Here is an 8,576-nt window from a genome sequence, read left to right as displayed (position 1 = left end):
GTTGGTGCCCATCATTACTGTTGAAAGCAGACGAGAATCGTTGGTGATCGTTTTGCCGCGCAAGTCGACGTTACGCAACATTTTGCCGCTGCCATCTAGGTTGCGGAAAAACAGTTCTTCACCTGGGAAACCCAGTGTTGTTCCCATGTAGCCAGAGATGAAGCCGTTTGGCTGCAGTGAAATCTCCATCAATACCGAGTAAGGCATTAGGGTCTGGTGGCTGTTTTCATCAAAGTACCATGCATTTTCTGGCACTTCGTACTCTGCGATACACGATGAAGGCTTCTTGAAGTCGCCACGCTTACCGTCGATCTCAACCACACGAGTGGTTAGCTGCAAGTCGCCACACGGAGTACGTGGTGGAATCATTCCACGGTAGATAGAGAAATCAGGACCGAAACACTTCTCGATATCGCCAGTCGCGAATTCGAACATGTGGTAAGGCGTGAATGGAACCGTATCGGGTGTGCGGTTTGGGTAATCTGGAGTTGCCGGAGCTTCAACGTGTTGAAGAGGAACCACACCTTTGTTTGGTGCAGTTTCTAGGTCTTCAATTTGAGCCATCAATGGCGCATTCGCTGAAGCCTGTTGGTTCACTTCTGGTGTATGGCCCAAGCTTTTATGGTCCAAGCTTTCGATAACAGGGGTCGCGACAGCTGATTCTAAAGAAGGCAGATAACGAGTACATTCGTCGTCTTCTTTGATCATCACACCCAAGTTTTGGAAATCAACAATCACTTTGCCATTCAGCAAAATATCGATGTTAGCTTTCGCGTATGGGCGAGGGCTTAGACCAATCTCAGTCACTTCCATGCGGTAAGTCAGTTCTGCCGATTGTGGTAGAACTTGACCACGGCAACGTACTTGTTGAGGCGCATTTTCAAGCGGTTGGAAACGACCATTTTGAACAAGCGTGTGCATGCCAAGGTGCATCATGAAGAACTGAAGCAGTTGACCACAACCTTCTGCCATCAAAGAACCAGCCATTACCGAGTCATCTTTGAAGTGACAAGGGAAGTACCAATGCTCAGGCTCTAGCTGCTTATGACCTTCAATCAGACCAAGTCCCCATGTGCCACCTTGTGGTTCAACACGACTAACCTTTTCGATCATCATGAACTTCTCTGAGCTGAAGCATAAAGAAGGCTGGTGGCTATTGGATTGGTGAGTTGGACCAAAACATTCTGCAATGTTGGCAGTCAGTAGATGACGCAATTCTTGGTGGTTAAACTGAGTTTTAGGGCAGTGCAACATAGGATCGAAGCGTTGCTTAGTTGCAAGCTTACGAGCCTTGATTTCATCTTCAGTGTGAATCACACCCTTGCCATCTGCCAACTCTTCATCGGTGAAGAAGCCCGCACAGCCGTTATCCATTTTCAGGATCATCTTGTCGCCAACGAAACATTCGTACGAGAAGAAGAACAGCAGCGTGTCGCCATTGCGAGCAAAGTTGTTGATTGAGATGTCGTAACGCAGTGTATCGCCACCACGAGGCAAGTCGCCAAGGAAGGTCAGCGTGCAATCAAGCAGGCGATAAACACGCTCACCTTTGTTTTCGAAATCAATACCTAAGTAGCTGATTAGCATTAGGTCACACTGACCAGATTCAACTGCAACAGCCCAAGGGATCTGACCATCAACAAGATACGGCGCATCAACTGGGATGTCGTATTCTGTGGTCATTGTGCTTGGCTTGTACTCGTTAACGGTCGCGTTTAGCTTGGTTACACGAGATACCAGTAGGTAGTCCGTGGTTGGCAAGCGAACGCGACGCGAGTAGCTATCGATGATCGCGTAATCAGGGCCAAATACGTTCGCAATATCGCCTTCAGCGTATTCAACCAGATCATCGTAATCCCAGATACATGGCTTACGGATAGGTTTTACTGGTGCTGGCGTCGCAAGTACGTTGACTGGCGTTGACGAAACCTGAGCCGGTTGAGCTTGAACAGGCTGAGCTGGCGTTTGTTGACCAGTCGTTTGTTGGCTGGTCGTTTGTTGAATCAGGGCATTGCTATCTAAACCAGATGTCACTGCGTTTAGCTGTGCTTTTAATAACGCATCAGCCATCTGCATGCCTTGGGCACGTGTGTGCAGGAATGCTTTGTGTACCTGTTGAGCCGCTTGCTGGTTTTGAGCAAAAGCTTGGTTTTGGCTTAGATTTTGCGGCTGCTGTGAAGCTGCGTCGATTTGAGACGCGCCATTTTTAGCGGATAGGACATGAGTCATATTGCTGTGGTTACCTGTTAGCTGACTGTGGCGAGTTGGCGCCAGAGTAGGAGATACTGATGTAGGAGTTTCGATGACTGGCTCTATCGCGTTTTGCGCTAATGCATTCTTCTCTAACTCTTTTTGTGCAAGGGCTGCTTGAATGCTTGCTGTCGTTGGAACCGACGCCACTCTTGCTGCTTGTTTACCAGAAGCTTTCTGTTGAATCGTTGCCAAGTTGGTCACTGGGGTTTGGGCAATATGTTGATAGATATCACGACCACCAAGAGTCACTTGCTTAACTAATTGACGTTTAGCATCGCTCGCCAGTTCATTGCTTAAACGAACGGAAAGTGATTGAGATTCAACACTCGATTGGCTTAGTAGCAGCTGTGAACATTGTCCTTCGCTGATGTTGGCAACAATCGCGCTCTTAGAACTGACATTCGGATTCAGAGGTGCAAGGTTCAGGTTGAGCAGACCGTGTAGCAGGCTTGCCATACCAGAAGCAGCAGAGCAATGACCCACACGTTGACTTGCTTGAGTAGTCTTTGTGTTCCCTAAACTTAGAGACGAAAACTGATGAGATGAAGATTCTGGTGCATGGTTAAGCTCAAGCAGAGAAACATCGTTCGAGCTCATACCGACTTGAGTCAGTAACTCATCAACAACGGCGTTGTTATTCTCGCTTGAACCAAAAGCTAAGGCGTTGATGCTGCCGTAAGCCGCATCTTGGTTGCTCGCTACTTGGTTTTCTTCAACAAGAACAATCGCACCTGCACCTTCACCGACATTCCAACTGCCATCTTGCAGCTGTCCGAATTTTGGAGCTAGCGTCACTGGGCTTACGCTGTTCTTCAGAATCACATGTTCTGCACTGCCGCTTAGGTCGACGGCTGCAATCACAACGGCATCCATCGATTCTTGTGACATCAAGTTTTGTGCAACATCAATACAACGAGCAACCGACTGTTCAGCAGCTGAAATCGTAAAGGCAGGGCCATTAAAGTCCCACAATGAAGAGATACGCGAAGCCATGATATTGCCGATGAAACTGGTGTATTGGTTCAGCTTGGCTGCGTCCATCACACTGTCCATCGCGATGGTTTCTAGCGCTTGGTATTCGTCTTGAGTTAGTTCGATACCCATGTTGGCAAAGCTGTCAGCCAATTGGCTATGCAGGTTTACGCGTCCACGGAATTGGTGCATCTCAAGCTCTGTTTCCATCGCAACTAAAACCGCAACCTTTTGGCCTGCAACAAGCTTGGCATCTTTGATGGCTTCGTCTGCAACTTTCATCAGTAGCAACTGCTGAGAGATCAAACGGTCATCTTCATTTGGCGGCACTTTGAAGCGCAGGAAATCGAGATCGAATTGATCGATGTACGCGCCATTTGGAATACCGTGTAAACCAAACTGATTCAGTAGTTCTGGATGTTGGTCTAAGCCTTTCCAGCGCTTCTTAGGCAAGGCAATGAAAGCATCGTTGTTGGTCTCAATCGCAGTGCTTAGCGCGTTGATGCTCTGCAGAGAACCAAAGTGAGACGCTAGACCAGTAATGCTTAAATTAGATGGTTGTAGGCTTGGAGACGCTGACTCTTGAGTCGGGTTTACATGACTGGTGTCTGAATACGCTTCAAGCAGTAAGTGAGCGTTACAGCCACCGAAACCAAAGACAGAAACACCCGCACAGCGCTCTGAGTTGCCCGCTTTACTTGGCCAAGATTGAACCTGCGTTGGCAGAGTCTGTGAGCCAAATAAACCTTCTGGCGACGATAGTGGCTTATCCAAGTTAATACTTGGCGGAAGCACACCTTCTTTCATCGCAAAGATCATTTTCATGATCCCTGGCATACCCGCCGCAGTCAGCAAGTGACCGAGGTTGGACTTAGCAGAGCCAATCAATGGCGGGTTCGAACCATTCAATTTGTCAGCAAAGAAACGCTCCATTGAGGTTAACTCAACCTTGTCACCTAATGGTGTACCGGTTGCGTGACACTCAATCACTTCAATGCTGTCTGGTGATAAGTTCGAAGCCTCGTAAGCGCGTTCAAAGGCTTGGACTTGTCCTTTGCTGTTTGGGCTTAATACGAACTGGCCTCGGCCATCGTTCGACAAGCCAATACCGCTGACGACTGCGTAAATATTGTCGCCATCACGCTCTGCATCAGCTAAGCGTTTTAGGACTAAAACCCCCGCACCTTCGCCAGCAAACAGACCTTTACTGTTGCTATCAAACGGAACCGACACACCGTGATCAGGGTAAGCGTGGAAGATCGAAAAACCCATATTGATAAAGAATGGGTCAGCACCGGATACCGCGCCTGCCAACATCATGTCGGCTTTGCCTGTATTCAAGTAATCACACGCTAACTTCAATGAATACACAGAGCTTGCACATGCGGCATCTAGACTCAGTTGTACGTTACCTAAACCCAATGCATCAGCCACTAACTTAGAGGCGTTGTGTGCCGCTGCACCATTGATAGGGTTGAGGTCTTGCGCGGTTTCATTGGTTGGTAGCAATGAAAATTGGTCATTAGCTAATTTATCTTTAAATGCTTTCTCGACCACCGAGTGATAAATCGGTAGAAACAGGTCGTTTGAACGTGTGGTTGGGAACGAAAGGGCACCCATGATCACGCCTGTGCGCTCTAAAACATCGGCATTCAGATCAATGCCAGCGTCGACTAACGCCTTACGACTGGTATCCAAAGCCCATAGGAAACTTTGGTCAACACCGTTGAACGATTCTGCTGTTAAGCGGTAGCCATTGCTATCGAAATTGAAGTTTTCGATGTAACCGCCTTTGTCACAGTAAAAGCGGTCTGACTCACCTTGCACGCCCTGATAGTTTTCAGGTTTAGCTCCTAACTTTTCAGCGCTTAATGTGGTTCGAGAATCTTTTTTATCCAGCAAGTTTTGCCAAAAGTCTTTTGGCGTATCAGCTTCTGGGTATTGGTTTGCAATACCAACAATCGCGATCTTATTGCACTTTACTTGTTGTTTGTTCTGAGCCTGATACTGGTTCGATTGAGAACTCATACTAGCTCTCCTTGATGATTCACTGCGCTGCCTTGAGACACACCACTTAATTGCTTAGCGGTGGTGATCTGTTGTTTTAGCCCTTGAATAAGTGGCTCGACAGACAGTGGAATTTGATGAGTAATGAGCTGACCAATGCATTTGATGAGCGTGACAACATCGTCACCGCCTTTGGCATTGGAAGCGATTGTGCAGTACTGGTCTGCTACGTTGTCGCTACGATTGATCTTGTCGATCAATGTGCTGGTTTGACGATCGGCACCTACTTCTACAAACAGACGAGCACCTTGTTGACGCGCACTCTGGATCAACGCGGTGAAATCCAGCGTTGAACAGAAAGTGTCGGCAATCGAAAGGGCGATGCTGTCACTGTCGATATTGATTGGTGCGCCAGTCGGTAGACCTGCTGCGCTGATAAAGCGGATATGCTTTGGCAACTCGTCGAACAGTGATTGCGTGTAAAACTCACGCACTTGGCTATGCTGACTCAGCGCTGGTGTGGTGTGCATCGCAGTAACACGGTTCGCGGCAATGCCACGTTTACCAAGCTTTTTGAGCAGAGCTCGACATGTGCTTTCACAACCGGCCAGTACGCAAGTATCACCTTGGATGATAGCGAGATAAGCGCGCGGAAACTCTGGTAACAGAGCTTCAATCGCTTGCGCATCACTGCGAACCACAAAGCTGTTCCATTGGATGCTTTCGTCGCTGTTCAACTGCCAATCTTGACGCACTGCGGTGAGTTCACCAGAAATAGCCGTCGTGAAGATAGGACTGGTTTGAGTCATCTCAATCAGCGCATGTGGGTTTTTCCAAACATTTAAGCTGGCCCACATGGAGGCTTCACCTTTGGAGTAACCCAAAGCGAAATCTGGCTGCACTTTGAATTCATCACACAAGAGCTGCGTTAGTAAATAACTACTGCCGACACCTGCAATGGCCAATTCACTGAGCGACATTTCTTGCGCGTCGTCTGCGTAGGTTTTTTCTGCCTGCAGCATCTCTTTCAAGTTACCTTCGCGCTCTAAACGAGCAAATAACTGTGGGAAATGTTGGTGAAATTCGCGCAACATGCCGGGATAAACCGTGCCAACACCAGGGTAAACAAATGCAACGCCACCTTTGCTTTGAGGCTTCGGTGAGAAACAACTGCCCGCTGGCGTTTTGTAGTGGCTATTGTCACCCATTACTTTTGGCAACGCATTTTCTATCGCGGTGATCTCTTGTAGTGCAGCCTCAATTGAAGCCGCCTGAATCACGATGTTTGCACCACGGCCAGCATTGTGTTGAACGCTTTGAAAGTGGCTTAGGTTTGAATGCATCAAGGTGGCGATAGCAAGTTCGCTGTCCGTTGAATCACTAACGCATTTTAGCTCTTCTCTTAACGAGGTTAGCTGAGAAACCAATTCAGTTTGCTCGCAGCCAAAAACCACAAACATCAAACGTTCGCTGGATAGCAAGGTTTTTGGTTCGTGCAAACCGGTCGCTTGAGTCAATATCAGGCTGGTGGCTTTTGGGCTATCGTCACTGAAAGTTAACGCAGCAACACGTGCTTTGTTTGGCTCAGTGAACCAGTAATGGTTAGGTAATGAATGGCTCGGTAATGAACGGCTCGATATCGCATTAATTATATTCAACAATTCATCAAACTGCTGCGAAGCCGATAAGTCAGAGTGTTGCTGTTGATGACTTAAATCTGAAGCGGGGCGGCGTGCAATATCCAGAGCTAGCTGAATGCTATTTCCGGTAGCTGTATCTACAAAGCTCGCCAAATTCGCGTGTGGGTGAATCTTATTCTGAGCAGCATTCAGCGCACTTAACATCAACAATGATGGTGAGTGATGATCCAAACAGAGCTTAACGACATTACCTTGATTGACTGTCTCGATGGCGTGAGCAAGTGCTTGATTAAAATTGCCATCAACCACAACAGTTATCATCTCTGGGAACGAGGGAAATAAGTCGGCAGAAAGCTCAGCCGCGTTTGCTGGCTGAGCTAAAAGAGCGATGCGCAATGGCATCGCTTTATTAGTAGGAACAGTCACTATGACAATTGCTCCTTTTCTGGGTTCTTAGTAGTCTCTTTCTTCGACACTGCTGAGCTAGACTTCGGCAAAAATGCGTCGTTTAAGCTTTTGCTGATGGTGACTTTTGCACCTTTCATTACCGCGCTTAAACGACCATCTTGGTGGTAAAGCGAGATATCAGCTTGAAGCGAACGAGCCGTACTTTTTATCACGCTCAGATCTAGCCAACCTTGGTCACCATCGTGCATCGGTGCGTAACAAATAAACTCACCGATTGCAGACGGTAGGCTTGCCGCGCCGTATTTCAATCGAGCCCATACCAACATGGCTTGCAATAGATAATCTTCAGCAAATGGCTGGCTATCACCAAAACCTTGCTTCGGAATAAATGATCCGCAGTCGCTGTTTTCAATCTGAGGTAGTTGGCACTGAGCCAATAAACCTAAGTCGTCAAAGCATTCGACTGAGGTAATACCTTGCAATCTTGGTCCATGAAACAGAGTGCCGTCACTGTATAGAGCTTGTGCCGTTGTTACAGGAGCTGAAGTGTTGGCTTCAAAGCGCTTTGTCGACGCTTGTTGAACATCTTCAGAAACTTGCACAGAGGCAACTTGCAACTGAGCTTGATACTGTGGTCGTCCTTGGCAACTGATCACTGCTTTTAGCTGACCTTTTGATTTAGCATCAGAGGAAAGAACCAGTCTTAGCTCTTGCACTTCATCAGTATCAAAAATCACACCTTTCAGCAGTTTGTAGTTGTGAACGCTAACGTTCACCCCTAACAGTTGCTCAGCGATTTCACGCATCCATTGGATGGCACACACTGTCGGTAACACTGGGTTACCGGCAATGCAGTGATCTTGAATGAAAGGCAATGCCTTAGGATCAAGATGACGTGTCACAGTAATGCTTGTATTCAGCGGACTCTCTGCAAGATGCACAGACTCCGCATTAAGCTTTTTTACAGCAGCTTCCTTGTTGTCAGAACCTTGCATGCTCGTGCCAACCAGCAGTTGAATGCCAGTTTCGTTCAGTAGTTGAGAGCTAAATAGCTCTGCACCCGCTTGAAGAGGAATTACGTACACACCGCGCTCTGTAAACATACGCTTCAGCGCTGCGTTTACCATGCCGCCGTCCCACGGTCCCCAGTTGAAGCTCATCACTTTCGCTTGAGGGTTACGAGCAGACAATTGCAGAGCCGCTTTGTTTAGGATTTCGTTAGACATCGAGTAATCGCTTTGGCCTGTGTTTCCGTAGAAACCCGCCGCCGAAGAGAACATCGCAATCAGTTTTAGC

General features: G+C 47.7%; 3 protein-coding genes. All 3 read right to left on the bottom strand.

Annotation, left to right across the window (positions count from 1 at the left end):
- On the bottom strand, positions 1–5,253 hold a 5,253-nt coding region (locus AB4496_RS12525; RefSeq protein WP_372131067.1), incomplete at its 3' end, for a beta-ketoacyl synthase N-terminal-like domain-containing protein.
- Positions 5,250–7,298: a PfaB family protein gene (locus AB4496_RS12520; RefSeq protein WP_009847295.1), complete on the bottom strand. Its 2,049-nt coding sequence runs from the start codon at positions 7,296–7,298 to the stop codon at positions 5,250–5,252. The genes AB4496_RS12525 and AB4496_RS12520, both read right to left, overlap by 4 nt.
- On the bottom strand, positions 7,298–8,576 hold a 1,279-nt coding region (locus tag AB4496_RS12515; RefSeq protein WP_372131065.1), incomplete at its 5' end, for a polyketide synthase dehydratase domain-containing protein. The genes AB4496_RS12515 and AB4496_RS12520, both read right to left, overlap by 1 nt.

Origin of the sequence: Vibrio sp. 10N.222.46.A1 (genome assembly GCF_041473595.1) — a bacterium.
Lineage (GTDB): Bacteria > Pseudomonadota > Gammaproteobacteria > Enterobacterales > Vibrionaceae > Vibrio > Vibrio tasmaniensis_A.
This window is presented reverse-complemented; position numbering and strand designations above follow the sequence as displayed.